This is a genomic window from Streptomyces sp. NPDC054961, from assembly GCF_053609145.1.
The window spans coordinates 45,733-69,252 of record NZ_JBSGWY010000043.1 but is presented as its reverse complement, the minus strand read 5'-3'; the positions used below and the strand labels follow the sequence as shown (position 1 = coordinate 69,252).

The window sequence follows — 23,520 nt, the reverse complement described above, 5'->3', positions numbered from 1 at the left end:
CGGCTCCCTCTCTGCGGCGCTCGTGCTCCGGCGCGGCGCGGCCCCCCCCCCCCGCCCCCCCCACGCCGCGCACCCCGCCACTTCGGAGGCGCTACCCGCCCGACGCGTCAGGCCTCCCTCCCGCTTCCGCGCCCGTGTCGGGCTCTGACGGGCGCGAGGTGTGACGGGACGGGTACCGAGGACGTTCGGCGCGTGTCCGGACCCCGCCGCGGCGACGGCGGCGCCCCGAGGCCATGTGGAAGCAGCAGCGGCACATTCCGACGCAGGGAGGTTCTTCGTGGAGTTCTGGCAGTCCACCTCGCCCGAGGCCCCGCCCCCTCAGCTGGGGCTGGACCCCTACCGCTTCCCCGGCGCTGACGCCGTTCCGTCCGCACCCCACGAGGCTCGGCGACAGGGCCGCCGCCCAGGTGACATGGACTGGCTTCTGCTCCCGTGTGGCGACGAGGGTCCGGGCGGGCACGGGCCCGCGCACGACCCGCACGTCGGCCGGTCCCTGACGCCCGTGGACCGGCGGCGGTTGGACCTGCAAGCGGCGCTGACGGCCGCCGGCATCGCACCGCTTCCCGGTGACGTGGAATCCATCTACATCCTGTCGGCGCTCGACGACACGACCCACGCAGCCCTCGTACGGTGGATCACCGCCAACTGCTGAGGCCGTTGCTGAGGCCGTTGCCGAGGCTGTTCCGTGGTCCGTGCCCGCCGGGGCCCGGGCCGAGCCGATCGGGTCAGGGCGGGCTCGGAGTGGTCGTGGCAGTCAGCCGTGCCGCGGCAGCCGCCCGTGTCTCGGGGGTCTCCATCGGGTCGTCGCGCAGTGCCGTGATCCGTTCCAGGGCTTCGGGGCGGTCCGGCGCGTGGGCGATGCCCAGGAGCCGGGCCTGCTCCTCGCAGTCCCAGAGGGATTCGGTGCGGGCGTCGTCCAGGCCGCCGGTGTCGATGGCGGCCAGGGCCTCCAGATAGGCGGCCCGCTCGTAGGAGTGCGGAGTGTGCAGCCAGAACCGGCGCAGGTCCGCCACCGCGCCGGATGCGGCCGGTCCGAAGCGGGCCAGCCGCTTCGCCGTGGCGTCGGGGCCACACCACGCGCGGGCCCGCCACTGGTCGGTGAGTTCGGCCACGAGGACCGGGATCACCTCGGGGCCGAGGTGATCGGCGAGGACGTCCGAGCCGAGCCGGGCCAGCCATTCCCGCTCGTCGTCCACCCAGCGGCGCGCGGCCGCGACGGCGAGGGGCCCGAGGCGGTCGACGGCCTTCCTGAGCAGCGGAAGGGGGCGGCGGCCGTCCGCGGTCACGAGCGAGGGCACGAGCGGGATCAGCCCCTCCACCGGATCGCGGCGCGACAGCTCGCGCAGGGCGGCGACCCTGCCGCTGTTCCCGGACCGCACCCCGGCCAGCAGGTCGAGCAGTTCGCCGTCCGCGAGCCCGGACAGATCGAGCGGTGCCGGCCCCGGATCGGGCCGCTGGACCTCGATTCCGAACCGGGTCCACGGTTCGCTGAACCACGGCGGCTCCGGCTCACCGCCGATCCGTGCCCGCGCGACCCCACCGAGGTCCTCCCACCACTCCAGCGGCCAGAGGCCGGAGACCGACTCCAGTACGGAGACCCAGTGCGCCCCTTCCCGGACGTGGGAACGCAGGGCCTCCCGGGCCTCGTCGTCACCGCCGAGTGCGAGCAGCTGCAGCACGTCCGCAGCCCGCTCGCACTCCTTCTCGTCCCCGCCCAGCAGTTCCACGACCGGCGCCGGCGACAGCCCCAGGTCCTGGACCAGCCCGGCGAGGTAGCGGGCCCGGTCGTCCGTACCGTCCCACCGCCAGTCCCGTCGGATGCCGTCGTAGACGAAGGGCGCGGCCGTCCGGGGATCGCGCAGCGCGTATACGGAGCCCAGGCCGCGGCCCCGTTGCAACAGGCCCTCGACGGAGTCGGAGCGGGCGTAGGGCGGGAAATCGTGATCACTCATCACCGGGAACCCTGCCGGGGGAGGACCACGGACGCAACGCGATATATCGGTCCGGCCTCACCGGGAGGGCGTCAGGTGGCGGGGGTGGCCACCGGATCCACGCCGTAGGTGCGGGCGTAGCCGTTCTCGGTGCCCACGAGCAGGTCCACCACGGTGAAGTAGCGGTCCCGGAAGGGGGTTTCGCGCAGCGCGTCGATCAGTAGCCGGTAGGCGTCGTGGTCGTCCGCCTGCCAGACCCAGATGTCGGTGACCCGCGCCGAGTAGAACTCCGTGTCGTAGAAGCGGGAGCGGACGCCCCGGGTGCGGGCCTCGATCACCGGGACGACTTGGGTGGTGAAGGCCCGGACGCGGTCGGCCACGGTCATCGCCAGCCACTCGGGTGTGGTTTTGACCAGGACGAACGCGGTGACGGGCGGTTCGGTTCGGACAGTGGGCATCGACTGCCTCCGGCGTGCCGGCGAGGACGGCGGGCTTGAGGGTCTGCGCGCACCACTGCGCGAATCCGGTGGCCGGGGCCACCAGCAGGGCCCGGCGATCCGCGGCGACGGTGTCGGTGAAGACGCCGCTCTCGCGGATCGAATCGGTCTCCTCCAGCAGGTTCTCGAAAAGGGACGGGTTGGCCAGGGCGCGATAGGAGACGCCCGAGTCGGCGATCAGGTCGCCCATGGCCGGCGAGGCGGTGACCAGCCCGGCCGGGCGGCCTGCGGTGTGCCGCGGCCGAGCGCCGAGACGCCGACGACATGGCCGACGCCGTGGGCGGCGAACCGTGCGGCCGGGCGGGGTCGCGGACCACGGCGCCGCGCACGCGCTGGGAATGCGCCTGCCGGACGTTCCGCTGCCGCTGCCACCGCTGACGATCGGCATGGCCTGGCACCCGCGCCACACCGCCGACGGGGGCCACCGGTGGCTGCGCGACGCCGTGCGACGGGTGCTGCGTCCGGCCCGGGAGGCATAGCCCGCACCCGGGGGTGCGCACCCGGGGGTGCGCACCCGCGGGCACCCGTACGCGGTGGCCGGTCAGCGGTGCGTCAGGGCCGGTCGGGTCCGCGATAGGGCAGTGTCCGGCTGTACACGACGCTGGTGGTCGTGCTGCCGAAGCCGGCCAGCTCGTCCATGAGCGTCTCCAGATGTTCCATGGAGGTCGCGGCCACCTTCAGGGTGTAGCAGTCGTCGCCCGTCGTGCGCAGGCACTCCAGGATCTCCCGCCGCTCGGCGAGCAGCCGGCGCAGCGGCTGGTGGTGGTTGCCCGGGTACTTCAACCGGACGACGGCGAGGACGGGGTAGCCGACCTTCGCCAGGTCGACCACGGCGTGGTAGCCGGTGATCACGCCCATCGCCTCCAGCTGCCGCACCCGTTCCGTGGTGGCCGAGGAGCCGAGATTCACCCGCCGCCCCAACTCGCTGAGGGAGATGCGCGCCTCGCGTTGCAGCTCTCCGATGATCGCCCAGTCGGTGTCGTCAAGATTCGCGGTCATATCGTGAATCTACCGGGAAGCGGCCGGTGGAACACGGGGGATACCAGGAGAAGTGCCTTCCATGCCTCTTGATCGCCGGGATAGCCTCCCCCCATGCAACTTGGCGTCAACGTACCGAACTTCGGACCCGGGACCGATCCCGGCGTGCTGCGCGAGTGGGCGCGCCTCGTGGAGGGGCTCGGCTTCGACCTCCTCATGGTGTCGGATCACGTGGCCGTCACCCCGGACGTGGCCGGGCGCTATCCGGCGCCGTTCTACGAGCCGTTCACCACGCTGTCCTGGCTGGCCGGCATCACCAGCAGGGTGCGGCTGGGCACGACCGTGCTCGTCCTGCCCTACCGGCATCCGCTGCTGGTGGCGCGCATGACCACCAATCTCCAGCAGCTCAGCGGCGGCCGGCTCGTGCTCGGGGTGGGCGTCGGCTGGGCACGCCAGGAGTTCGAGGCGCTGGGCGTGCCGTTCACCGCGAGGGGCAGGCTGACCGACGAGCACCTCCTCGCCCTGCGGCACGCCTGGCGCGAGGAGGCCGACGTGCGCACCGGCCCGATCCCCGTCTGGGTCGGCGGCAACAGCGAGGCGGGGATCCGGCGCGCCATCAGGTTCGGCGATGCCTGGCACCCGCTGCGGGGCACGCTTCCCTGGATGCGCGAGGTCCTGACGAACCACTCGCTGCCGGGGTTCGCACCCCGCATCGCCCTGCGGCTGACCACCACGCCGATCGACGACCCCGAGCGGCTCGCCGGCACCGGCACCCTCGAGCAGATCCTCGACGACCTCGACCAACTGCGGCGCCTCGGCGCCGACACCGTCGTGCTCGACCCGTACCACGGCGACCCGGAGGACACCCGGCGCCCCCGCGCGGCCTGGCAGACGCTCACCGCCGTGGCCACACACTGGAGGACATCATCATGATCACCACCGCCGACGAGGACCTCCTGAGGCGGGCGATCGCCATCGCGGCCCAGGCTGTCACCCTGGGCGACGCGCCCTACGGCTCCCTGCTGGCCGGCCCGGACGGCACGATCCTCGCCGAAGCCCACAACACCGTGCGCCGCGACAACGACATCAGTGCCCACCCGGAGCTGAAACTCGCCCGCTGGGCGGCCCGCGAACTCGACCCCGACACGGCCGCCGGCACCACCCTGTACACCAGCTGCCAGCCGTGCGGCATGTGCGCCGGGGGCATCGTCCGCTCCGGACTGGGCCGGGTCGTCTACGCGCTCTCCACCGAGCAACTCGTCGCACTCAACCCGGAGTCAGGTGCCTGGCCGACGCCGGCGCAGGACGGCCCGGCCCTGTTCGCCGAGGCGCGCACGCCCATCGACGCGTACGACCGGCCGTAGCGGTGAGGGCCGGTCTGCACGACGGCCCTCACCGGTCCAGTCCGAGCGCACGTCCCCCGATTCCTCCGCACGGTGCCGGGCGCGGCCACGCGTACGCCGGCAGGCGGCGGTCGTCGATCGCACCTCGAGGTGTCCGATCGGAAGCCCGTCGGGTTGGATGGCGCTGTGGCGCGACAACGCAAGACGAAGAAGCAGCGGCCGTCCTTCGGCGTACCGAAGGAGATCATCCTGTTGACGGGGGAGGACGTATGGCCCTTCACGTTCACCTCCGAGGGCGGGGGCGGTGGATGCGGCAAGATCCCCATGACCTCCGAAGCGGCCCTCGAGGACGTACAGGCCCGGATCTTCACGGATCTGGCGGACCACACCCGCACCCACCACGGCGTCGAGATCGAGGTCGCCTGGTCGCTCCTGCCGCCGGATGCGTGGGTAGGGCGTGTCCGGCGCGCCGCCACGGTCGAGCCCGCCGCGCCGCGAGCGGCACCTGAAGCCGGCTGACCCGGGTCGGGACGCCCTCGACGCGTCCACGTCGGCACGGAGGAACAGCCGTCGCCGCGCGGCGGACTCCACGGCACGGTCCACCTCGTCGCGCCGCGCGGGCGACGCTCAGGCTTCGCCGAGGAGCATCGGAAGCTTGCGCATGTCGTCGAACACCACGGTGTCAGGGCCCTCGAGCCACTGGGCGGGTGTCAGGCCACCGGCGTAGCCGAGCGACCGCATGCCGGCCGCGCGGGCGGCTTGGACCCCGTACTTGCTGTCTTCGACGACGACGCAGGCCGAGGGGTCGACACCCATGCGCTGCGCCGCGTGCAGGAAGAGATCGGGGGCGGGCTTGCCGTGAGCGACCTCGTCGGCACTGAAGATGCGGCCCTCGAAGTGTGCGTGGATCCCGGTGTGGCCAAGGGTGTGGCGCATCTTTTCGTGACTGCCGCTCGACGCCACGCAGGTGGGAAGGGTGAGGGCGGCGAGCGCCTCGTGAATGCCGTCGACCGGGGTGAGTTCGGCGTCGACGGCCAGGCGGTGGAGCTGCTCGAACCTCGCCTGCCACGCAACCGCCCGATCCGATCCCAGGCGGGCGGCGATCTGCTCGCCGATGGACGCGTTCGACCGGCCGACGAACCTGTCCATGACCTCGGCTTCCGTGAGCGGCCATCCCAGCTCGGCGCCCACGGCGACCTGTACGCGCACGGCGATCCGTTCGCTGTCGACGAGCACGCCGTCGCAGTCGAATATGACGAGTTCAATCGGAGTGATCATCCGGACAGGATAGGCAGGGGCGGTGTCGGCTGGGGCGGGGCTGCCGCCCACGTCTGGTCCAGCCCTTGCCTAACCCATCGATAATCGATAGATTTCCATCGCAATTCGATGGAGGGATGGGTCGTGGGAAAACTGACCGTACGGGCGCTGCGCGCCGTGCTCGTGGTGGTGCTGGTCGGCACCGTGTTCGTGCAGGCGTCGATGGTGTGGGCGCTGGCCACCGACCCCGAGGACGGGTCGCTGCCGTTGACCCCGCTGCGCGTGATCACGATCTTGGGTGTGGTGTCCGTCCAGGTCGCCCTGGTGTGCGTATGGCGGCTGGTGTCGATGGTGCGGCGCGGAACCGTGTTCTCCCACGCGGCCTTCCGGTACGTGGACATCGTGATCGGCGCGATCGTGGCCATCGCCCTCCTGTGGTTCGCGGTCACGGCCCTCAACGCGCCGGGCCAGCGGGAGGACCCGGGCGTCACCGTCATCATGGGCGGGATCGGTTTGGCCGTCCTGGGGGTCGCGCTCATCGTGCTCCTCCTGCGGATGCTGCTCGCGCAGGCCGTCGCGCGCGACGTCGAAGCGGCGCGGATGCGGGACGAGTTGGACGAGGTGATCTGATGCCGATCGTCGTCGACGTCGACGTGATGCTGGCCAGGCGGAAGATGTCCGTGGGCGAGCTCGCGGACCGCGTGGGGATCACGCCCGCCAACTTGGCGGTACTCAAGAACGGCCGCGCCAAGGCGGTGCGCTTCGCGACGCTCGCCGCGCTCTGCGAGGCGCTCGAGTGCCAGCCGGGCGACCTGCTGCGCTGGGAGGCCGAGGAGAACGGGGCGACCGAGGGGGCCGAGGAGAACGAGGGCGTCGCGGGCGGCTGACGTCGCACCTCGGCGCCGGGGGGCCGGTCGCCGGTCGGTGGCCCGGGGTGGGGCGGGGTTCCGGGGTGGGCCTCAGGGCGTGGACGTCCAGCCCTCCGCGTGGAGTCGTTCGAATCCGTCCAGGAGGAGGTCGAGCGCGAACTCGAACTCGAACAGGTCGTCGCAGCCCTGGCCGACGACGGACCGCCGGTCGTGGGCCACCGCCCGGGCCAGCTCGGTGACGTAGGGGTAGCGCCGGGCCATCACCTCGTACGCGGCCGCCTGCGCCCGGTCGTCCTGCGGTGCGGTGCTCGTGTTCGCCGGGTCGTCGAACAGTTCCTCGGTGAAGCCCAGCACCCGGCTGCCGAGGGCGTGCATCACGTGGTGGGTGAGGTCGGTGGAGAAACCGCCGGCCCGGAACATGCCGATCACGGAATCCAGGTACGCGAGCATGGCCGGCGTCGGGCTGGTGCGCGACCGGATCACCTGGGCCGCCCACGTGTGCGTCAGGAGGGCGGCGCGCGCGCCGAGGATCCGCCCGCGGACCGCGCCCTTCCAGTCGGATCGGGGGGCTTGGTCCTCGATCCCCGCGAAGGCGACTTCCACCATGCCGTCCAGGAGCTCTTCCTTGTTGGCCACGTGCTTGTAGAGCGCCATCGGCACCACGCCCAGCTCCTGCGAGAGCCGGCGCATGCTCAGTGCCTCGATCCCGGCGGTGTCGGCGAAGGCGACGGCGGCGCGCAGCACCCGGTCCCGGCTCAGGGGGGTCCGGCGTGGTTCCTGCGGCTGTTCGGGCATCTGGGCTTCTTCCTCGATCCGTTCCCGGGATGGCGCGGGCGGGGTCCCGCCTTGACGAGTGTACGTCGTACACCTACTGTGGGCGCCAGCTGCCGGGTGTACGCCGTACACCCATCGAGGGAGGGTCGGTTCCGCATGAGCTCAACCAGGAGGATCGCGATCGTCGCGGGGGTGCTGTTCCTCGTCACCGAGGTCGCCGCCGTCGCAGGGCTCGCGCTCTACCGCCCCGTCCTGCACGACGCCGCATACGTCGTCGGCGCCGGCGCCGACTCCCGCGTGTTCCTGGGGGCGCTGTGCGAGTTCGTCCTCGCGGTGGCGGTCACGGGCACCGGGGCCGTGCTGTACCCGGTCCTGAGGAGGCGGAACGAGGGAGCCGCCGTCGCCTATGTCTGCGGGCGCCTGCTGGAGGCGGCCGTCATCGTCATCGGCATCATCAGCGTGCTGTCGGTCGTGACGCTCAGGAGGCAGGCGGAGGGTGCGGCGGGTACCGACGCGGCCTCTCTGGTCACGGCCGGCCGGGCCCTGGTGGCCTTCCACGACTGGACGTTCCTGTTCGGTCCGAACTTCGTCCTCGGTGCCAACACCCTGGTGCTGGCCGGCCTGATGTACACCTCGCGGCTGGTGCCGCGGTTCATCGCCGTCCTGGGGCTGGTCGGCGGGGCGATGATCTGCGCCTCGGCGACCGCCGTGCTGTTCGGGGCGTACGAGCAGGTCTCGGTGGCGGGGTCGCTCGCCGCCCTTCCCGTGCTCGCCTGGGAGGTGACCCTGGCCGTCCGGCTGCTGGGCAAGGGCTTCGACGAGGGCTCCGGTGACAGCGCGCGGGACCACGCCGGTGCCGGTGTCGGGGGCAGCGCCGGGGGTGGCGCCGGCGTCGGTTCCCGTGTGGGCGCCGACGCCGGGTGACGGTTCCGTCGGCCTACTCGTAGACCTGGGCGGCCGAGAGCTGCTGGGCGACCGACCGCCAGGTCACCGGTTCCAGTTCCGCGTGGAACGGCGAGTCGGCGGCCAGCCAGGAAGCCCAGGAATCGAGGACCTGCCAGAGCGTCCCGTAGGCCCAACTGCCCCCGTCGCCGGCCCACTCGCCGCGGCTGGCCCTCGCCCGGGTTTCCCTTCGGTCCCGGGCGAAGTCGACGGCGAGCGTCGCGGCGTACAGACGCAGGTCGTGGGCGCTGCCCACCTCGTCCGGATCGGTGACCGCATCGGCGAGAGCGCCGTTGAACCCGGTCGGGGATGTACGGAGGACGTGCAGCTGATGGGCCAGCCCCTGCCATCCTGGTCTGCCGGGAGCCTCCTCGTGCAGCAGGTCGGTGCCGTCGAGGCGGCTCTCCAGGAGCCGGACCCAGGCCCAGAGGAAGCCGTCGACGGACTGGTTGGTCCAACGCTCCGCCGGGGGCGTGCGGGAATCCTGCCCGGCGCACGCGCTCTCGCACGCGGCGGACAGCTGGTCCAGGTAGGCGGTGAAGTCCCGCCGCGAAGCGACCTGTTGCCAGGATCCGATGGGGTGAGGTAGGGGCACGCTGAGAGGGTACGAGCCCTGCCGGTCCGCGTCGACCGGACGTGAGCGGCAGCACCTTCGCCGGATCGAGCACGCAGGCGCCCGGCCAACCCGAGACTCCGGCCGAGCCGGTCCCGCAGGGGCCTCGCGCAGGCCCGGGTGAGGCCCGCTCCGGGAATGCGGTCCGGTTGGTCCGGACGACGAAATCAGCCGAGTTCTTCGTCGTCGGGGATGAACTGTGAGCCCATCGGCCCCCATAACGTCAGGGCCAACTCTCACCGGAAGGCTCCGACGTGACCGCTGACCTCCACCAACGTGCCATCGTCGCCGATACCCACAACGATCTGCTGATGGCCGTATCGGCGCGGCCGCCCTTGCGCTGGGCCGACTTCTTCCGTGAACGCTGGCTGCCGCAGCTCCAGGCCGGAGGTGTGGACATCCAGGTGCTGCCCGTCTTCATCGACGACGCCTACCGCCCGGAAGGCGCGCTGCGCCGCACCCTGCGGATGATCGAGACCGCCCATGTCCTGGCCGAGGGGAACCCGGACACCGTGGCCCTGTGCCAGGACGGCGACCAGATCGACGCCGCTCTCGCCGCGTCGAAGATCGCACTCGTGCTCGCCCTGGAGAGCGCGCCGGGCGTCGACGCCGATGTCGAACTGTTCCACACCCTGCACCGCCTCGGCGTACGCGTCGCTTCCATCGCGCACTGGAACCGCACCCCGCTCGCCGACGGCAGCGGAGAGGACGCCACGGGCTCCCGCCTCACGGCCGCCGGAGTCCGGGCCCTGGCGGAGATGGAACGACTCGGCATGCTCTTCGACGTCTCCCACCTCGGCGCCGCCGGGGTGGCCCACGTCCTCGAACTGGCCACCCGTCCGCTCCTGGCCACCCACTCGTCGGCCCGCGCGCTCTGCGATCACCACCGCAACCTGACCGATGACCAGCTCCGAGGGGTCGCCGCCACGGGCGGCGTCGTCTGCGTCAACTTCTTCCCCGGCTTCCTCGCCGAAGCCGAGAAGGACCGCACCCTGGAGAAGCTGGTGGACCACATCGAGCACGTGGCGTCCGTCGCGGGCATCGACCACGTCGGCATCGGGCCGGACTTCATACGCGAGGTTCTGGTGGACGTGACCCCGCCCTGTTGCGAGGATCTCGATTTCGACGACATCGACCCGCTCGTCACCCTGCCCGGGCTCGACGGCCCGGCCGGCCTGCCCCTGGTGACGGCGGAACTCGTCCGGCGCGGCCACACCGAGACCGACATCGGCAAGATCCTCGGCGGGAACGTCCACCGGCTCTTCCGTGCGGAACTGGGACGCGCCCGATGACGGCCACCGCCCCGACCCCCGCCGCCCCGACCCCCGCCGCCCCGACCCCCGCGACCGCTCCGACCCCCGCGTCCGGCCTGCCGGCCGCCGCAGCCCCGGCACCCGTCACCGGTCCGGAGCGCGAGGGTGCCCCGCGTCTGGACGCCATGCTCGCCGACCTCGAAGAGCTCGTGCTCTGCGAGTCGTTCTCGGCGGACCATCAGGCCGTCGCCGCCAGTGCGGCGACCGTCGCCGCCCAGGGCACCCGCCACCTCGGAGCCGCGCCCGAGATCCTCGTCATCGAGGGCGTCACGCATCTGCGCTGGACGTTCGGCGAGCCCCGGGTGCTGCTCGTCGGGCACCACGACACCGTATGGCCCATGGGCTCGCTGGCCACCCACCCCTGGTCGGTCGTGGACGGCATCGCACGCGGCCCCGGCGTCTTCGACATGAAGACCGGGCTCGTGCAGATGTTCCACGCACTCGCGTCACTGCCCACCCTCGACGGCATCCGCGTCCTGGTCACCGGCGACGAGGAACTGGGCTCGCCCACCTCGCGCGAACTGATCGAGGAGTCCGCCAAGGGGTGCGTCGCCGCGTTCGTCCTGGAAGCCTCCGCCGACGGCGGGGCACTGAAGACCGCGCGCAAGGGGGTGTCCTGGTACGAGATCGAGGTACGGGGCAGGGCCGCGCACTCCGGGCTCGAACCGGAGAAGGGCATCAACGCGGCCGTCGAGGCCGCCCACCAGGTCCTGGCGATCAGCAGGCTCGGTGACCTGGTGAACGGGGGACTGTCCGTCTTCCACGGTCCGGACGCCACCACGGTCATACCGACCCTCCTGTCGGCGGGCACGGCGGGCAACACCGTCCCGCCGCTGGCCTCCATCTCCGTCGACGTGCGGGTGCCGGACGGTGCGGCACAGCGCCGGGTGGACCAAATGATCCGCTGCCTCCCCGTGCACACCCCCGGCGCCCGTCTGAGCGTCGTCGGCGGACCCAACCGGGCGCCGCTGGAGCCGGCTTCGTCGGCCGGGCTGTTCGCCCGGGCACAGGAGGCGGCCGCCCGCCTCGGCATGGAACCCCTGCGCCAGGCGTCCGTCGGCGGTGCCTCCGACGGCAACATCACCGCCGGGACCGGCTGTCCCACCCTCGACGGCCTGGGCGCCGTCGGCGGCGGGGCGCACGCCGACGACGAGCACGTCGTCGTCGCGGAGATGCCCCGCCGGGCGGCCCTCCTCGCCGAGCTGATCACGGAGGTACGGCGATGAACGCCACCGGGACCGAACCGACCGTACGCGAAGTCCACCGGCTGGAGGAGTTCGGGGACATCGACCGGCTCTTCGGCGGCATCTGGCAGTACGCGCCGGGCGAGGGGCCCATCGGAGTCGAGCTGATGCGCGCGCTGTCCCACGCGGGCAACTACGTGGCGGGCGCCTACCACGGCACCCAACTGGTCGGCGCCTCCGTCGCCTTCCTCGCGGCCCCTCCCGGTCTGGCCCTGCACTCCCACGTCACCGGCGCGGGCCAGGGGCGCGGCATCGGCTTCGCCCTCAAACAGCACCAGCGCGGCTGGGCCCTCGCCCGTGGCCTCGACCGGATCACCTGGACCTTCGACCCGCTGGTCCGCCGCAACGCCTACTTCAACCTCACCAAGCTCGGCGCGTCGCTGGAGGAGTACCACTCCGGCTTCTACGGCACGATGCGGGACGCGATCAACGGCGGCGACGACAGCGACCGCGTGCTCGCCCGCTGGGACCTGAACGCGCCGCACGTGATCGCCGCGGCCCCGGGCGTGCGCACCACCGCATCAGGCCGCAGCGCCACCGCATCCGGCGGCAGCACGGGTACGTCCGGCGGGCACACCGTCACCGGCACCAGGGCGCCCGCCGCCGCGCCCGCCCCCGCGCCCGTACTCGCCGAGGGCAGCGACGGCCGTCCGCTCCTGCTGTCGACGGACTCCCCGACCGTGCTGGTCGGGCTGCCGCCCGACATCGAGGCCCTGCGCCGCAGCGATCCGGCCGCCGCCACCTCCTGGCGGCTGGCCGTCCGCGAGGTGCTCGGCGGCCTGCTGGCCGAGGGGGCGCGGGTCACCGGCCTCCACGGTCGGGCCGGCTACGTGGTCGACCGGGCCCCCCTCCGGCCCAGGCCGGAGCCCTCCTCCCCACCGGAACGCACGAGCCCCATGGAGTCACAGAACCGATGAAGATCAATGGAATCGAACTCCGCCGCATCGCGATGCCGCTGAAGGCCCCCTTCCGCACCTCGTTCGGCGAAGAGACCGCCCGCGACGTCCTGCTGCTCCGCGTCGAGACGCCGGACGGCGAGGGCTGGGGCGAATGCGTCGCCATGTCCGAGCCGCGCTACAACTCCGAGTACGTGGACGGCGCCGCCGCCGCGATCCGCCGCTTCCTCGTTCCCGCGCTGCCCCGACACGTCCGCGCGAACACGGTGGCCACCGCGCTGGAGCCGTTCAAGGGCCACCAGATGGCGAAGGCCGCCCTGGAGAGCGCGATTCTCGACGCGGAACTGCGCGCGAGCGGTCAGTCGCTCGCCTCCTGTCTCGGCGCCACCAGGGACCGGGTGCCGAGCGGCGTCTCGGTCGGCATCATGGACTCCGTTCCCGAACTCCTCGACGCCGTCGAGGGGTTCATCGCGGAGGGCTACCTCCGGATCAAGCTGAAGATCGCCCCCGGCTGGGACGTGGAGCCGGTACGGGCCGTACGCGAGCGCTTCGGTGACGCCCTGCTGCTCCAGGTCGACGCCAACGCCGCGTACACGCTCGCCGACGCGCGCCACCTGGAAAGACTCGACGAGTTCGGCCTGCTGCTCGTCGAACAGCCCCTGGCGGACGACGATCTCGTCCAGCACGCCGAGCTCTCCCGCCGGCTCGCCACACCCGTCTGCCTGGACGAGTCGGTCGACTCCGCCGCACAGGCCGCCGCGGCCATCTCCCTCGGCTCCTGCTCCATCGTCAACATCAAGCCCGGCCGCGTCGGAGGCTATCTCGAAGCACGCCGCATCCACGACCTCTGCCGGGCCCACGGCGTCGCCGTATGGTGCGGAGGCATGCTGGAGACCGGGATCGGCCGCGCGGCCAACGTCGCCCTGGCCGCCCTGCCCGGATTCACCCTGCCCGGTGACACCTCGGCGTCCAGCCGCTACTACGCCCACGACATCACCCCGCCGTTCAAACTCTCCGACGGCCACCTCGACGTACCCGACGGACCCGGAATCGGCGTGGAGCCGGTGCCCGCGATCCTGGACGAGGTGACGACCTCCACCGAGTGGATCGCGCTCTGAGCGAGCGAGGAAACGACTGAGCCGCCTGCCCGGACCGGGCAGGCGGCTCACGTCGTTCCGGCCTCAGGCGGTGGCCAGCCTCGGTACCGCGTCCAGCAGCGTCCGCGTGTACGCCTGGCGCGGAGCCGCGATCACCTCTTCCACCGGCCCCTCCTCGACGAGCCGTCCCTGGTGCATCACCGCGATCCGGTCGCACACGTACCGGACGACCGCGAGATTGTGCGAGATGAACAGCATGGAAAGGCCCAGCTCCGCCTGGAGCGAGCGGATCAGGTTGAGCACCGAGCCCTGCACCGAGACGTCCAGCGCCGAGGTGATCTCGTCCGCGATCAACAGCTCCGGCCGCGTCCCCAGGGCGCGCGCGATGGCCACCCGCTGGCGTTGGCCGCCGGACAACTCCCGCGGATACCGGCCGGCGTACTGCGGGGACAGCGACACCAGCGACAGGAGCCGCTGCACCTCCGCCGCCCGCCGCGCGCGGGACATGCGGTCACCCAGCCCCTCGGCGACCGAGGAACCCACCGTCATCCGGGGATCGAGCGAACCGTACGGATCCTGGAACACCATCTGCACCTTGTGCCGGTCCGGACCCTCGATCGTGCCCCGGTACGGGACCAGCCCCGCGACCGCGCGGGCCACCGTCGACTTGCCCGACCCGGACTCGCCCACCAGACCGACCACGCTTCCCGGCGGGATCTCCAGATCCAGCCCCTCGACGACATCGCGGGAGCCGTACCGCACGGACAGACCGGTGATTCTCATGACGCCTCCCAGCAGGCCGCGCGATGGGCCGCACCGTGCTCGACGAGCACCGGGCGTTCCGTGCGGCATCGGTCGGTCGCGGACGCGCAGCGGTCCGCGAACGTGCATCCCGGCCCCAGATCGGCCGGGGACGGCTGGGTGCCGGGGATACCGGTCAGCGCAACCGTGCGATCGGTGTCCATCGTCGGGACCGAACCCAGCAGCGCCCGGGTGTACGGGTGCACGGCGCCGTCCGCCAGCCGGGAGGTCTCCAGTTCCTCCACGATCGTGCCCGCGTACATCACCGCGACCCGGTCGCACAGCTCGCTCGCCAGCGCGATGTCATGGGTGATGAACAGCACGCCCGCGCCGGTCTCCCGGGTCACTTCGCGCAGCAGCTTCAGGATCTGCCGCTGCACGGTCACGTCCAGCGCCGTCGTCGGCTCATCGGCGATGATCAGCCGGGGCGCGCCCATCAGCCCCATCGCGATGACCGCACGCTGCCGCATGCCACCGGACAACTGGTGCGGATGCATCCGGGCCGTCCGTTCCGGATCCGGCAGCCGGACGTTCCCGAGCCGGTCGATGGCCCGCTGCCACGCGTCCGCGCGGGTGGCGCCCTGGTGGACGACCGAGACCTCGGCGAGCTGGCCGCCGATCCTGAGCGCCGGATTGAGCGAGGCCATCGGGTCCTGGAAGATCATCGCCAGGGAGGTGCCCAGCAGCTTCCTGCGCTCGTTCTCCGGCAGCGAGTTCACGTCCTGGCCGTGCAGGCGCAGCCGGCGCGCGTTCACGCGGCCGGGATAGGGGACCAGACCGCCGATCGCGGACGCCGTCATGCTCTTGCCGCTGCCGGACTCTCCGAGCAGGCCCACGATCTCGCTCCGCCGGATGGTCAGCGTCAGGTCTCGCACGGGCTCCGCCCCGCCGGGAAAGGTCACGGTCAGGCCGCGGACGTCCAGCACCGCGTCCGGATCGCCGTCCACCGCCCCGCCGTCCACCGCCCCGCCGTCCTCCTCCCGGGGCACGGACGGGGGAACCGCGCCTCGCGCACCGGCCTTGCCGCCGGCGCCGGCCGCCGCGGAGCGGCGCGCCGCCACGTCCGAGAACGAGTCGCCGAGCAGGGCGAAACCGAGTCCCGCCAGGATGATCGCCGCGGCCGGGCCCACGGCCACCACGGGGGTGACGTAGATGTGCCCGAACGCGTCGAACAGGAGCCTTCCCCAGTCGTAGGACGGAGGCTGCACCCCGAGCCCGAGGAACGACATTCCGGCGAGTCCCAGCAGCGCTCCGCTGATCGCCTGGGCGACCGTCATCACGAGGGGTTCGCCGATGTTCGGCACCACGTGCCGGAGCAGGATCCGGTGGCGGGGCACGCCCATCATCCGGGCCGCGAGCACGTAGTCGGAGGTGGCGATCGACACCGCCAGACTGTTCGTCAGCCGGGCGACCGCGGGCGCGATCGCGACGGCGATGCCCAGGACCGCGCCCGACGAGCCGAGTCCGGCGATCACCGCGGTGAACATGGCGAGCAGCAGCCCGGGGAAGGCCACCAGGGCGTTGACGGTCGAGGTGACCAACTGCCCGGCGCGCCGGGGCAGTACGGACGGCAGGGTGCCGAGGATCAGCCCGGTGCCGGTGCCGATGGCGGTGGCCAGCAGCGCCAGCAGCAACGTGAAGCGGGTGGCCACGAGCGTACGGGCCAGCAGATCACGGCCGAGCGCGTCCGTGCCGAGGGGATGGGCGGCCGAGGCACCCTCGCCGATCACCGACGGGTCGAAGCGGGTGGCATCGTCCCCCCAGACCATCGGGGCGAAGACGGCCAGCAGCACCATCAGGGTGACGATCGCGAGTCCGGCACAGCCGGACGCGGTGCGCAGCAGGCGGCGCATCATGCCTCCTCGGGCGCGAGGGTGGAGTTGAGGGCGGACCTGGGGTCGAGGAAGCCGATCAGCAGGTCGACGCAGAAGTTCACCACCAGCACGATCGCCCCGTAGACGAGGATCACGCCCTGGGCGACCGGATAGTCCTGCTGGGTGATGGCTTCGACCGTGCGCTGACCCAGCCCCGGCCAGGCGAAGACGCTCTCCACCAGCACACCCGAGGTGATCAGCGCGGTGAGCAGCAGCCCTCCCATGGTGAGGGTCGCGGTCAGCGTGTTCGGCAGCAGGTGGCGCAGATACAGCCGGGAGGCGGGAAGGCGCTTGGCGCGGGCCAACCGCATGTACTCGCTGCCCAGTTCGCGCTGGGTCTCGACGCGGGAGACACGGGCGAGCAGCGCCGCGGGGCCGATCGCGAGGGCGATCGCGGGCAGGACGTACGAGGTGGGGCCCGCCATCCCGGCGGGCGGCAGCCAGCGCAGGCCGACCGCGAAGACCGCCACCAGAGCGATCGCGTAGAGGAACTCGGGGATCGAGTTCGCCGTTCCCGTGGCCCCCGAGAACAGGCTCCGGGTGAGCGGACGGCGGCCGTTCTCGGTGCGCACGGCCGCCCACATCCCGAGCGGGATCGCGATGCTCAACGCGAGCGCCGCGCCCAGCAGGGCGATGGAGACGGAGTGGGGCAGCCGGTCTGCGATGACGTCGCCCACCGGTTCCGAGGTGAGGAACGACGTCCCGAGGTCACCGCTGAACACGTGACGGACGTAGTCCAGGAACTGCCGCACGAGCGGATCGTCCAGACCGAGTGCCTCCCGCCTCCTCGCCACCACCTCGGGCGGGACCGCCGCGCCGAGGCCGGCGCGTGCGGGGTCCCCGGGCAGCAGGTGGAGCATCAGGAACGAGGCCACCACCAGCACGGCCAGCGAGAGCGCCAAGCGCAGCAGGGCCCGGAGCAGGAACACGTACGGGAGCCTTCGACGCGCAGGGCGGGGGGTCCGCGAGCGATCGGGGCCCTCCTGCGCGGGGGCCTTCGGGGCCGCCGCTGCCGGGAGCCGGCGGGCCGGTCTGCCGGGCACGGGGTTTCCCTTCATGTGCTGAGGCATGTGATCACTTGTCTTCCGTCTGCAGCCGGATGGTGGTCGGGTAGACCAGCCCGGGGAGCATGCGAAGGGAGCCGTTCCTGGTCGCCAGCGTGGTGGTGAGGTTGACGATCGGCATGACGTCGTTGTTCTCCACCAGCGAGGCCTCGGCCTGGTTCCACAGCGCGCAACCGGGCTCGCCCGGTGTGCCGCGGGCCTGGCCGGTGAGGGCCTCGTACCGCTCGTTCTTCAGATGCATGAAATTGCCGCCGTCGGGCGGGGTGGGGCCGGACAGGATACCCATGAGCATCGAGGGCAGCTGGACGACGATGGGCAGGGCGCCGATGTCCCAGTCGAGGGTGCCGTTGGTGGCCTCGTCGAGCCGGCCGCCGGTGACGCCGAGCAGTTTGACCTCGGCTCCGACGCGTTTCCATTCGGCGGCGGCGTACTCGGCGGTGGCCGCACCGGCCTCGCCCTGAGCGGTGACGAACAACAGCGTCAGCGACAGCTTGCGCCCGTCCTTGGTCCGTACTCCGCCGGCCCCCTCGTGCCAGCCCGCCGCGTCCAGGACGGCCTTCGCCCCGGCGAGGTCGTACGGCGGGAGATAGCGGGAGAAGTCGACGCTGGGACAGGGACGGGGCTCCGACACCATGCCGTTGGGCGGGGTGCCGCTGCCGCTGGACGCCATCCGGCCCAGGTCCTTGACGTCGAGCGCCATGGACAGTGCCTTGCGGACGGCCGGGTCCGCCGTCGGCTTGCCCTCGGCCTCCTGGAAGACGAACTGGTCACTGCCGGTGAAGACGTCCTCGGTCCGGATGCCCGGCATGGCCTTGAGCCGGGCCCGGTCGGGACCCTGGACGAAGGCCGCGTTGGCAGCGCCGCCGATCATGAGATTGGTGGAGGTCTGTTCGTTGGCGACGACCCGCACGACCAGTTTCTCCGGCATGCCGGCCGAGGTGGCGCCTTCGGGGCCCCAGGCGTAGTTCTTGCGCAGCCGGAAGGTGTACCGGTCGCCGGGCCGTACCTGCGCGAGCTCGTACGGGCCCGATCCGGACATGCCCTGGGCGAGCAGCCGGCGGTCGGTGAGGCCCTTGCCGCAGACGATGTACATCATCGCGGAGCTCTCGAGGATGAAGCTGAACGGCTCGGGTGTGGCCAGGGTGATCGTGCCGGCGGCGTCATCGGCCGTGGCGGTGAGGCCTGCGGGCACGACGACGCCGTAGAGCAGCGATTTGTTGGCGGGGTCGGTGTCGTAAGCGACGTTCGCGGCGACCGTGCTCGGTGTCAGCGGTGACCCGTCGGAGCAGGTGATGCCCCTGCGGAGGGTGTAGGTCACCGACGTGGGCGTCACCTGCCAGTTCTCAGCGAGCCCCGGTACGGGGGCGCCCTTCTCGTCGCTGGAGACCAGGGTGTCGTAGCCGATGGACATCAGGAGGTTGGTACCGCCCGACATGGCGTGCGAGGGGTCGAGCGCGCCAGGGGCGAGGGACGTGGTGATGGTGAAGGTTTCGCCGTCCGGGGCGGAGCCGGCGGTGGCGGTGCAGCCGGTCGCCGCGAGCAGCAACGACAGGGCCGCCGCCACGGTTGTTCGGGTGTGTCTCATGGGGGACTCCAGAAGCGGAACTTCAAGACGCGGGGGAGTGATGCACCACCCTGTCCGTTCCCGGGGCCCCCGGTATTCGTGCCGGAGCACAAACAGTCGGAGGTCTGTCCATCCTGGCGTCCAACGAGACGGAGTTTTCAGGGGGGCGGGGGCTGCCCCGCCCTCTTTCCGGCCGAGGCGCCGGGACCGAAGATGCGGATCTGGAGCATGACGCCGAGCCGTTCCTGCGGGTCGTCCAGGTCGAGACCGCTGATCTCCACGACCCTTTTGAGCCGGTAGCGGAAGGTGTTCGTGTGGACGTGCATGCGCGCCGCGGCGGCCGGTACGTCTCCCAGCGCGTCGAGGTAGGAGCTGAGGGTGGCGACCAGATCGCTGCCGTGCTCGGTGTCGTACGCGAGCAGGTTGCGGTAGGGGCCGATGGGCTGGTGTTCCTGGGCCGACGCCAGATCCCCGAGCTGCAGCAGCAGGGACTCGATGTGCAGCTCGGTGTAGCCGGCGGCCGAGTTGGGTTCCTGGCGTGACGTCAGCACCCGCAGGGCCCGGTCGGCGTCCGCGCGGGAGCGGGCCACCTGCGCGAGACTGGCGGCCGGGCGTCCGACACCGATGCGGGAGGCGTACCGGACGCCGATCCGGGCCAGGAAGCTCCGGGCCACCTGGACGGCCCGGCGCTCGGATCCGTCATGGTCCGACCGGCCCTGCGGCAACGGCAGTACGGCGTACGCCACCGTGCCGACCACGGCGGCGGACGAACGCGGATGGATGGCGCCGACATGGAGGGCGAGGGCGTCGCAGAAACGCTGCCGGTCGGCCTCCGTGTGCGCGGCGGCGTCGTCGGCGAGTTGGGCGGCGATCACGCACACACCGCCCGGCTCGCCGTCGGCGATGCCGAGGCGGGCCGCGGCCCCGGGCGCGCCGGGGCCACCTTCGAGGACGGTGGAGAGCAGATCGGCTCGCAGCCGACGCCGGATGTCCGCGCCGGCCCGTTCGCGCAGGAGCTGCAGGGCCACGATCTTCGCCGCGTCCGTCAGCGCGCTCGCACGCTGGGCATCCAGGGGCTCGGGGGAGGCGACCCAGATGGATCCGAGGACCTCGTCGCCCGAACGGACCGCGATCGCGGTCCGGCGGATGTCCTCCTCCTCCAGGTGGACGAAGACCGGTTCCCGGCTCTGGTCGAGCCGCCGGAAGATGCCGCGCTCGTGGACGATCCGCCGGATGCGTTCCGGCACCTGACGGGCGAGGACGGTGGCGACCCGGCTGGGGTCGGCTTCCTCCTGACGGCCGGAGTGGGCCAGGATCCGGGAGGCCCGGTCCTCGATCGTGACCGGTGCGTCGAGCAGCGCGCAGATCGCGTTCGCCAGCACGAAGAGATCGCCGGGCAGGCCGTCGTCCGGGTCGCCGAAATCGCCTTCGGAGAGCAGGGCGCGCAGCATGGCGGCGATCTGGGCCCAGGAGGCGGCGCGGGCCAGTCCCAGCACGGCGACCCCGGACTCGGCCACCATCTGCCGAATCGATTCATCCGGTTCCACCGGCTGTTTGACGATGAGGGCGGCGGCAGGTGCCGCCGCCCTCAGCAGTGCGCGAATCCGCTCGCCGCCCTCGACCCCGATGGCGAGGAGCAACGTGCCGGGAGTCACCAGCAGTTCGTCCAGCGGATCGTAGATGTGCACTCCGGTGATCCCGGTTTCGAGACCACCGGGAGGCGCGGCGGCGACGTTGAGCACGGTGCTGCCCAAGTCGTCGACGATCCGTCGCAGCGAGGGGTGTGGCCGACCAATCATGAGGTCACGGTAGTACCCGTATCCAGACATCACGTCTGCTCATGGGGCATGAGGTCGCTCCTCGCCGGTGCGTTCGTGCGTTCAGTGCGTTCGGTGCGGCGTCGCTCAGGCGCGGAGCAGATCGACGGCCGCCCGCGCCGCCAGGCCGATGGCCGCGTCGGCCCTCGGGAGCCGGAACCCCATTGAGCGGGGCCGCAGGAAGACCGCCGCCGCGTAGCGGCGCCCGTCGGGATACTCCACGGCTCCGATCTCGTTGCGTACGCCCCACAGCGTCCCGGTCTTGCCGGACACCTTGACACCGTCCTCGAAACCGACGGAGAGCCGGTGCGGCCAGATCTGCTGCCCCATGATCCGGCGCACCTCGGCGCAGGCCTCCGGCGGCCCGGCCTCGTCCCGCCAGAGGGCGGTGAGGAGCGAGGTCATCTCGCGGGGCGTGCTCGAGGTCGTACGCTCCGGATCGCGCACCGACAGCCCGAGAAGGAGCTCCTGGTCGACGTCCGCCACCTGCGCCTCGATGTCGCCCGTGGGGTCGAGACCGAGTTCCGGCACCATGCTGGTCAGCATCGCCCGGCAGTCCCCGACGACGCGGGTGCGCCCCAGCCCGAGGGAGGCGAGAGCGGCGTGGACCGCGTCGAGTCCGACCTCGTGCATCACGACGTCCGTGGCCGCGTTGTCGCTCATCGTCAGCATCATGAAGGCGAGGTCGCGAAGGGTCATCTCCACGTCGTCGAGGCAGCCGTCGGTGCCGAGGCCGCCCTCCTTGAACTCCGCCGTGACCGTGATCCGCCGGGTCGGGTCGAGTTCGCCGGCAGCCACCCGCCGCGCGTAGGCGAGCGCGACCGGCACCTTGAACACCGAGGCCAGGACCACGGGGTCGTCCGCGCCGAAGGCGACCTCCGCGTCGCCGTCGATCTCGCGGACATGGAGGAAGCCCTCCGCGTCCGCGTCGTCGAAGATCTTCCGGAGCTCGGCCTGCCCCTGGTGAGGAGTGCGTGTCATGGGACCGCCCTTTCAGACCGTCTTGGGCAGGGCTCGGACGCCCAGGTGGAGATAGGGCGAGCCGTCGGCCAGTTCGTAGAAGGCCATGGCCATCCAAGGCCCCGTGCCGGGCATGCGAGTGATGAAGGTTCCCCCGCCCACGGCGACCAGATCGCACTCCTTGACCGGGCTCAGGCCGGCGAGGGAGCCCTTGGTCTCCATCCGCAGGTGCAGCGTGCCGCCGTCGGACGCCGTCACGGTGACCCTGCTGCCCACGCTCTCGTACACGCCGGTGTACCGCGCCGTGTCGACGGCGACCGGGGTGGCCGGGGGCTGGGGAGCGGCGGGGACCTCGATGCCGAGCAGGTCGCCGAAGAGTTCGGTGGCCATCTCGTGCTGCATCCCCGCGGAGTCTCCGCCGTTCATCAGGACGCAGGCCACGAAGTCGAGCTCCGGTACGACCCAGAGGATGGCCGACTGGCCGATCGTGTTCCCCGCGTGCGAGACGATCTTGTGTCCGGACATGGTGTCCAGCATCCAGCCGAGACCCCATTCGGCGGCGAACGGAAGCGGGCACGGCACGGCCACCTGCGCGTCCCGCATCACCTCGGGCCGGCCGAGCAGCCCGTCGCCGAGATGGGCCTGCCCGAACCTGACCACATCGGACGCCTGCGCGCAGATCAGCCCGGCGGGTCCCGCGGAACGCATCAGCCCCCACACCGGGGACACGGAACCGTCCGTCTCGTGTCCCATGGCGGCGCTGTGGCGGAGCGCCTCCTCCGGGAGGGTCACGGTGTGGGTGAGCCCCAGCGGCTCGATGACCTGCTCGTGCAGTGCCATGTCCCAGACCGTGCCGGTCAGCCGCTCGATGATCCGGCCGAGCACCGAGAACCCCGAGTTGCAGTACGACTGGGTCGCGCCCAGCGGGTGGATCGCGGTGAGATCGCGACACGCCTCGGTGTACTTCTCCAGGTTGTCGTCGCCCCGGCCGGTGTCGAGGAAGAGGTCGCCGTCGATGCCGGAGGTGTGCGTCAGCAGGTGCCGTACGGTCACGGACTTGGTGAGGGCCGCGTCCGCCACCCGGAACTCCGGGAGGATCTCGACGACGGGGGTGTCGAGGGTGAGTTCGCCCGCCTCCACCAGCAGCATGACCTGCGTGGCGGTCCACACCTTGGTGACCGAGCCGATCTGGAAGAGCGAGTCCGTGCGGACCGGGGCCTGGGTGTTCCGGTTGAGTACACCGGTGGCGAACTCGTGCATCTTCCCGTCGTGGAAGAAGGCGAGCGAGGCGCCGGGGACGCCGTACCTGGCCGCTGCTGTGCTGAGCAGATTGTTCCAACGCGCGGGTTCGACTGCTGCCGTCATGGAAACCGTCCTTGGTCGTCGGCTGAGCGTGCGAACAGCCTAGGCAGCCGGACCGGCCCTGAATCTGGCCGGGACGACGAAGCGGACCGGTCCCAATGGTGCCGGCGGACGAACCGGGTTCGGCCCGGCCGCGACCCGGGTGATCCCGGCGCGAGCGGGGGACGGGGACGGGGACGGGGACGGGGACCCCGAGAACCCGCGGCGGCCCGTCGTGCGCGTGGCGGCCTTGCGCGCGAGCGAGAACGGCGCGATCCCAACAGGACGGGGGGGGGGGGCGGTGCGGCAGCCCGCGCGCGCGCCAGCCTCGCAGGAGCTCGGCAC

Annotated in this window: 24 protein-coding genes and 2 pseudogenes; 12 read left to right on the top strand and 14 right to left on the bottom strand. The window is 71.9% G+C overall.

The annotated features are described in order from the left end of the window. Positions 1-412: 412 nt before the first annotated feature. Positions 413-652: a hypothetical protein gene (locus tag ACWF9Z_RS30030; RefSeq protein WP_453607177.1), complete on the top strand. Its 240-nt coding sequence runs from the start codon at positions 413-415 to the stop codon at positions 650-652. A 73-nt stretch (positions 653-725) separates the two neighbouring features. Here the strand turns inward: ACWF9Z_RS30030 and ACWF9Z_RS30025 are convergent, their stop codons facing one another. The 3 genes and pseudogenes from ACWF9Z_RS30025 to ACWF9Z_RS30015 form a co-directional block, all read right to left on the bottom strand. Then, positions 726-1,952: a hypothetical protein gene (locus tag ACWF9Z_RS30025; RefSeq protein WP_453607175.1), complete on the bottom strand. Its 1,227-nt coding sequence runs from the start codon at positions 1,950-1,952 to the stop codon at positions 726-728. 71 nt (positions 1,953-2,023) lie between these two features. Continuing rightward, entirely contained in the window at positions 2,024-2,389 is a 366-nt protein-coding gene (locus ACWF9Z_RS30020; protein WP_453607173.1) for a darcynin family protein, read from the bottom strand. A 70-nt stretch (positions 2,390-2,459) separates the two neighbouring features. Then, positions 2,460-2,731: pseudogene (locus tag ACWF9Z_RS30015) on the bottom strand (NmrA family transcriptional regulator); the annotation flags it as partial. 20 nt (positions 2,732-2,751) lie between these two features. Between ACWF9Z_RS30015 and ACWF9Z_RS30010 the strand changes: the two are divergent. Further along, positions 2,752-3,005 (top strand): annotated as a pseudogene (locus ACWF9Z_RS30010) (hypothetical protein); the annotation flags it as partial. Here the strand turns inward: ACWF9Z_RS30010 and ACWF9Z_RS30005 are convergent. Next, the gene (locus ACWF9Z_RS30005; RefSeq protein WP_453607171.1) at positions 2,981-3,427 is read right to left on the bottom strand and encodes an Lrp/AsnC family transcriptional regulator; all 447 of its coding nucleotides are present in this window, start codon (positions 3,425-3,427) and stop codon (positions 2,981-2,983) included. The pseudogene ACWF9Z_RS30010 and the gene ACWF9Z_RS30005 overlap by 25 nt on opposite strands. A 93-nt stretch (positions 3,428-3,520) precedes the next feature. Here ACWF9Z_RS30005 and ACWF9Z_RS30000 point away from each other — a divergent pair, with 93 nt between their 5' ends. The 3 genes from ACWF9Z_RS30000 to ACWF9Z_RS29990 all read left to right on the top strand — a co-directional run bounded on the left by ACWF9Z_RS30000 (position 3,521) and on the right by ACWF9Z_RS29990 (position 5,268). Next, a complete protein-coding gene (locus ACWF9Z_RS30000) occupies positions 3,521-4,339 on the top strand; it encodes a TIGR03619 family F420-dependent LLM class oxidoreductase (RefSeq protein WP_453607168.1) in 819 nt (272 codons plus the stop codon). Continuing rightward, entirely contained in the window at positions 4,336-4,770 is a 435-nt protein-coding gene (locus ACWF9Z_RS29995) for a nucleoside deaminase (protein WP_453607166.1), read from the top strand. The genes ACWF9Z_RS30000 and ACWF9Z_RS29995 overlap by 4 nt, the downstream gene beginning before the upstream one ends. A gap of 165 nt (positions 4,771-4,935) precedes the next feature. Then, positions 4,936-5,268 carry a hypothetical protein gene (locus ACWF9Z_RS29990; protein ID WP_453607163.1) on the top strand — a complete coding sequence of 111 codons (333 nt, stop codon included), beginning with the start codon at positions 4,936-4,938 and terminating at the stop codon, positions 5,266-5,268. Between the two features lie 108 nt (positions 5,269-5,376). Here the strand turns inward: ACWF9Z_RS29990 and ACWF9Z_RS29985 are convergent, their stop codons facing one another. Next, a complete protein-coding gene (locus ACWF9Z_RS29985; RefSeq protein ID WP_453607160.1) occupies positions 5,377-6,027 on the bottom strand; it encodes an HAD family hydrolase in 651 nt (216 codons plus the stop codon). 123 nt (positions 6,028-6,150) lie between these two features. Here ACWF9Z_RS29985 and ACWF9Z_RS29980 point away from each other — a divergent pair, with 123 nt between their 5' ends. Both ACWF9Z_RS29980 and ACWF9Z_RS29975 read left to right on the top strand, forming a co-directional pair. Then, positions 6,151-6,636, top strand: coding sequence for a DUF2975 domain-containing protein (locus tag ACWF9Z_RS29980; RefSeq protein WP_453607158.1), 486 nt, complete (start codon positions 6,151-6,153; stop codon positions 6,634-6,636). Continuing rightward, positions 6,636-6,893: a helix-turn-helix domain-containing protein gene (locus ACWF9Z_RS29975; protein WP_453607155.1), complete on the top strand. Its 258-nt coding sequence runs from the start codon at positions 6,636-6,638 to the stop codon at positions 6,891-6,893. The genes ACWF9Z_RS29980 and ACWF9Z_RS29975 overlap by 1 nt, the downstream gene beginning before the upstream one ends. Positions 6,894-6,965: 72 nt before the next feature. Here the strand turns inward: ACWF9Z_RS29975 and ACWF9Z_RS29970 are convergent, their stop codons facing one another. After that, positions 6,966-7,670 (bottom strand): TetR/AcrR family transcriptional regulator C-terminal domain-containing protein, encoded by a 705-nt coding sequence (locus ACWF9Z_RS29970; RefSeq protein WP_453607153.1) that lies wholly within the window; start codon positions 7,668-7,670, stop codon positions 6,966-6,968. 135 nt (positions 7,671-7,805) lie between these two features. On the opposite strand from ACWF9Z_RS29970, the gene ACWF9Z_RS29965 reads away from it, so the two are divergent. Then, the gene (locus ACWF9Z_RS29965) at positions 7,806-8,573 is read left to right on the top strand and encodes a DUF4386 domain-containing protein (RefSeq protein WP_453607151.1); all 768 of its coding nucleotides are present in this window, start codon (positions 7,806-7,808) and stop codon (positions 8,571-8,573) included. Between the two features lie 13 nt (positions 8,574-8,586). On the opposite strand, the gene ACWF9Z_RS29960 is transcribed toward ACWF9Z_RS29965, so the two are convergent. Further along, positions 8,587-9,186 carry a hypothetical protein gene (locus ACWF9Z_RS29960; protein ID WP_453607149.1) on the bottom strand — a complete coding sequence of 200 codons (600 nt, stop codon included), beginning with the start codon at positions 9,184-9,186 and terminating at the stop codon, positions 8,587-8,589. A gap of 272 nt (positions 9,187-9,458) precedes the next feature. On the opposite strand from ACWF9Z_RS29960, the gene ACWF9Z_RS29955 reads away from it, so the two are divergent. The 4 genes from ACWF9Z_RS29955 (at position 9,459) to menC (ending at position 13,775) form a co-directional block, all read left to right on the top strand. Continuing rightward, positions 9,459-10,496, top strand: coding sequence for a dipeptidase (locus ACWF9Z_RS29955; protein ID WP_453607148.1), 1,038 nt, complete (start codon positions 9,459-9,461; stop codon positions 10,494-10,496). Positions 10,497-10,642: 146 nt separating this feature from the next. Beyond that, positions 10,643-11,743 carry a M20 family metallopeptidase gene (locus tag ACWF9Z_RS29950; RefSeq protein ID WP_453607183.1) on the top strand — a complete coding sequence of 367 codons (1,101 nt, stop codon included), beginning with the start codon at positions 10,643-10,645 and terminating at the stop codon, positions 11,741-11,743. Then, on the top strand, positions 11,740-12,678 hold the full coding sequence (locus ACWF9Z_RS29945; protein ID WP_453607146.1) for a GNAT family N-acetyltransferase: 939 nt from the start codon (positions 11,740-11,742) through the stop codon (positions 12,676-12,678). The genes ACWF9Z_RS29950 and ACWF9Z_RS29945 overlap by 4 nt, the downstream gene beginning before the upstream one ends. Continuing rightward, positions 12,675-13,775 (top strand): o-succinylbenzoate synthase, encoded by a 1,101-nt coding sequence (menC, locus tag ACWF9Z_RS29940; protein WP_453607144.1) that lies wholly within the window; start codon positions 12,675-12,677, stop codon positions 13,773-13,775. The genes ACWF9Z_RS29945 and menC overlap by 4 nt, the downstream gene beginning before the upstream one ends. 63 nt (positions 13,776-13,838) lie before the next feature. On the opposite strand, the gene ACWF9Z_RS29935 is transcribed toward menC, so the two are convergent. The 7 genes from ACWF9Z_RS29935 to ACWF9Z_RS29905 form a co-directional block, all read right to left on the bottom strand. Then, positions 13,839-14,537 carry an ABC transporter ATP-binding protein gene (locus ACWF9Z_RS29935; protein ID WP_453607143.1) on the bottom strand — a complete coding sequence of 233 codons (699 nt, stop codon included), beginning with the start codon at positions 14,535-14,537 and terminating at the stop codon, positions 13,839-13,841. Further along, positions 14,534-16,411, bottom strand: a complete 1,878-nt coding sequence (locus ACWF9Z_RS29930) for a dipeptide/oligopeptide/nickel ABC transporter permease/ATP-binding protein (protein WP_453607141.1) — start codon at positions 16,409-16,411, stop codon at positions 14,534-14,536. The genes ACWF9Z_RS29935 and ACWF9Z_RS29930 overlap by 4 nt, the downstream gene beginning before the upstream one ends. Beyond that, positions 16,408-17,358: an ABC transporter permease gene (locus tag ACWF9Z_RS29925; RefSeq protein ID WP_453607139.1), complete on the bottom strand. Its 951-nt coding sequence runs from the start codon at positions 17,356-17,358 to the stop codon at positions 16,408-16,410. Before ACWF9Z_RS29925 ends, ACWF9Z_RS29930 begins: the two co-directional genes overlap by 4 nt. A 145-nt stretch (positions 17,359-17,503) precedes the next feature. Further along, on the bottom strand, positions 17,504-19,078 hold the full coding sequence (locus ACWF9Z_RS29920; RefSeq protein ID WP_453607137.1) for an ABC transporter substrate-binding protein: 1,575 nt from the start codon (positions 19,076-19,078) through the stop codon (positions 17,504-17,506). Between the two features lie 137 nt (positions 19,079-19,215). Beyond that, positions 19,216-20,856, bottom strand: coding sequence for a PucR family transcriptional regulator (locus ACWF9Z_RS29915; RefSeq protein WP_453607134.1), 1,641 nt, complete (start codon positions 20,854-20,856; stop codon positions 19,216-19,218). Between the two features lie 105 nt (positions 20,857-20,961). Next, the gene (locus tag ACWF9Z_RS29910; protein ID WP_453607132.1) at positions 20,962-21,855 is read right to left on the bottom strand and encodes a serine hydrolase; all 894 of its coding nucleotides are present in this window, start codon (positions 21,853-21,855) and stop codon (positions 20,962-20,964) included. 12 nt (positions 21,856-21,867) lie between these two features. After that, positions 21,868-23,199, bottom strand: a complete 1,332-nt coding sequence (locus ACWF9Z_RS29905; RefSeq protein ID WP_453607129.1) for a serine hydrolase domain-containing protein — start codon at positions 23,197-23,199, stop codon at positions 21,868-21,870. Positions 23,200-23,520: the final 321 nt, after the last annotated feature.

What these genes read in the sequence shown, in the direction of transcription:
- ACWF9Z_RS29930 (WP_453607141.1), bottom strand. Translation starts at nt 16,411, where the DNA reads ATGATGCGCCGCCTGCTGCGCACCGCGTCCGGCTGTGCCGGACTCGCG.
- ACWF9Z_RS29920 (WP_453607137.1), bottom strand. Translation starts at nt 19,078, where the DNA reads ATGAGACACACCCGAACAACCGTGGCGGCGGCCCTGTCGTTGCTGCTC.
- ACWF9Z_RS30025 (WP_453607175.1), bottom strand. Translation starts at nt 1,952, where the DNA reads ATGAGTGATCACGATTTCCCGCCCTACGCCCGCTCCGACTCCGTCGAG.
- ACWF9Z_RS29965 (WP_453607151.1), top strand. Translation starts at nt 7,806, where the DNA reads ATGAGCTCAACCAGGAGGATCGCGATCGTCGCGGGGGTGCTGTTCCTC.
- ACWF9Z_RS30020 (WP_453607173.1), bottom strand. Translation starts at nt 2,389, where the DNA reads ATGCCCACTGTCCGAACCGAACCGCCCGTCACCGCGTTCGTCCTGGTC.
- ACWF9Z_RS29970 (WP_453607153.1), bottom strand. Translation starts at nt 7,670, where the DNA reads ATGCCCGAACAGCCGCAGGAACCACGCCGGACCCCCCTGAGCCGGGAC.
- ACWF9Z_RS29945 (WP_453607146.1), top strand. Translation starts at nt 11,740, where the DNA reads ATGAACGCCACCGGGACCGAACCGACCGTACGCGAAGTCCACCGGCTG.
- ACWF9Z_RS29915 (WP_453607134.1), bottom strand. Translation starts at nt 20,856, where the DNA reads ATGATTGGTCGGCCACACCCCTCGCTGCGACGGATCGTCGACGACTTG.
- ACWF9Z_RS29975 (WP_453607155.1), top strand. Translation starts at nt 6,636, where the DNA reads ATGCCGATCGTCGTCGACGTCGACGTGATGCTGGCCAGGCGGAAGATG.
- menC (WP_453607144.1), top strand. Translation starts at nt 12,675, where the DNA reads ATGAAGATCAATGGAATCGAACTCCGCCGCATCGCGATGCCGCTGAAG.
- ACWF9Z_RS30030 (WP_453607177.1), top strand. Translation starts at nt 413, where the DNA reads ATGGACTGGCTTCTGCTCCCGTGTGGCGACGAGGGTCCGGGCGGGCAC.
- ACWF9Z_RS29985 (WP_453607160.1), bottom strand. Translation starts at nt 6,027, where the DNA reads ATGATCACTCCGATTGAACTCGTCATATTCGACTGCGACGGCGTGCTC.
- ACWF9Z_RS29950 (WP_453607183.1), top strand. Translation starts at nt 10,643, where the DNA reads ATGCTCGCCGACCTCGAAGAGCTCGTGCTCTGCGAGTCGTTCTCGGCG.
- ACWF9Z_RS30005 (WP_453607171.1), bottom strand. Translation starts at nt 3,427, where the DNA reads ATGACCGCGAATCTTGACGACACCGACTGGGCGATCATCGGAGAGCTG.
- ACWF9Z_RS29910 (WP_453607132.1), bottom strand. Translation starts at nt 21,855, where the DNA reads ATGACACGCACTCCTCACCAGGGGCAGGCCGAGCTCCGGAAGATCTTC.
- ACWF9Z_RS29935 (WP_453607143.1), bottom strand. Translation starts at nt 14,537, where the DNA reads ATGAGAATCACCGGTCTGTCCGTGCGGTACGGCTCCCGCGATGTCGTC.
- ACWF9Z_RS29905 (WP_453607129.1), bottom strand. Translation starts at nt 23,199, where the DNA reads ATGACGGCAGCAGTCGAACCCGCGCGTTGGAACAATCTGCTCAGCACA.
- ACWF9Z_RS29995 (WP_453607166.1), top strand. Translation starts at nt 4,336, where the DNA reads ATGATCACCACCGCCGACGAGGACCTCCTGAGGCGGGCGATCGCCATC.
- ACWF9Z_RS30000 (WP_453607168.1), top strand. Translation starts at nt 3,521, where the DNA reads ATGCAACTTGGCGTCAACGTACCGAACTTCGGACCCGGGACCGATCCC.